General features: G+C 62.1%; 1 protein-coding gene. It reads left to right on the top strand.

All coding sequences use genetic code 11. From position 1 onward, the window contains the following. Positions 1–54 precede the first annotated feature (54 nt). Positions 55–1,305 (top strand): IS256 family transposase, encoded by a 1,251-nt coding sequence (locus CQ050_RS30625; protein WP_105560572.1) that lies wholly within the window; start codon positions 55–57, stop codon positions 1,303–1,305. Positions 1,306–1,380 lie beyond the last annotated feature (75 nt).

The raw sequence follows: 1,380 nt of genomic DNA, 5'->3' as shown, positions 1-1,380 counted from the left end.
GGGAGTGTCATAAATTTTGTGTTTGAGGCCTAACATGTTGCTCAAGGAGCATGTATGGCTACCAAGCAAAAGACACCGTTGAAGGAACTGCCGGCGATTCCCGCCGAGCTGGTCGATCAATTCGTTAAAGGCCCGATGACGGCCGAGGCGGTCCAGGACCTGTCGATGGCGTTCAAGAAGGCGCTGATCGAACGGGCGTTGGGCGCCGAACTAGGCCACCATCTGGGGTATCCCCCGGGTGGAGATCGCCCCGAGCAAGCCACCAACCAACGCAACGGCAAGAGCCGCAAGACGGTGCTGACTGACGACGGGCCGTTGCAGGTGGAGATCCCCCGGGACCGCGACGGCAGCTTCGCGCCGATCCTGATCCCCAAGCACGAGCGCCGCTTTACCGGGTTCGACGACAAGATCATCGCGATGTACGCCCGTGGCATGACGGTGCGCGAGATCCAGGGGTTCTTGGCCGAGCAGTACGGCACCGAAGTCTCGCCGGAGTTCATCAGTTCGGTGACCGACGCGGTCATGGACGAGGTCACGGCCTGGCAGACCCGGCCCCTGGAGACGATGTATCCGGTGGTGTTCTTCGATGCGCTGCGGGTCAAGATCCGCGAGGACGGCGTGGTACGCAACAAGGCCGTGTACCTGGCGCTGGCGGTGTTGCCAGACGGCACGCGCGACATCCTGGGTCTATGGATCGAACAGACCGAGGGCGCCAAGTTCTGGATGAAGGTGTTCAACGAACTGAAGACCCGAGGCACGCAGGACATCCTGATCGCCGTCACCGATGGCTTGAAGGGCATGGAGCAGTCGCTGAACGCGGTGTTCCCGGCCACGACTCTACAGACCTGCATCGTGCACCTGATCCGCTCGAGCCTGGACTACGCAAGCTGGAAGGAGCGCCGGACGGTGGCAGCAGCCCTGAAGCCGATCTACACCGCGCCGACCGTTGAGGCTGCGCTGGCGGCGCTCGCCGAGTTCGAGCAAGGGCCATGGGGCCAGCGCTACGCCCCGATCGCAGAAGCATGGCGCCGTGCCTGGGACCGGGTGATCCCGTTCTTTACGTTCCCGCCCGCGATCCGCAAGGTGATTTACACCACCAACGCCATCGAAAGCATTAATGCGCAGTTGCGCCGGGCGGTGAAAACACGGGGGCACTTCCCGAGCGATGAGGCGGCCACCAAGCTGCTGTGGCTGGTCCTACGCAACGTCACTGACGGCTGGGGCAGCGCGACGCATGACTGGAAGGCCGCCATGAACCAGTTCGCGGTGATTTATGCAGAGCGCTTCACTGACCCGTATCGCTGAGATAGCATCAACACGCCTGATCCTCCATGGGATCAGGCACTGAGTGCCTTAAACACAAAAAAACTGACACTCCCG

The sequence above is a fragment of the Achromobacter sp. MYb9 genome (genome assembly GCF_002975275.1).
Taxonomy (GTDB): Bacteria; Pseudomonadota; Gammaproteobacteria; order Burkholderiales; family Burkholderiaceae_B; genus Achromobacter.
The sequence above is the reverse complement of the archived record's forward strand: the minus strand, read 5'-3'. Positions and strand labels throughout refer to the sequence as shown.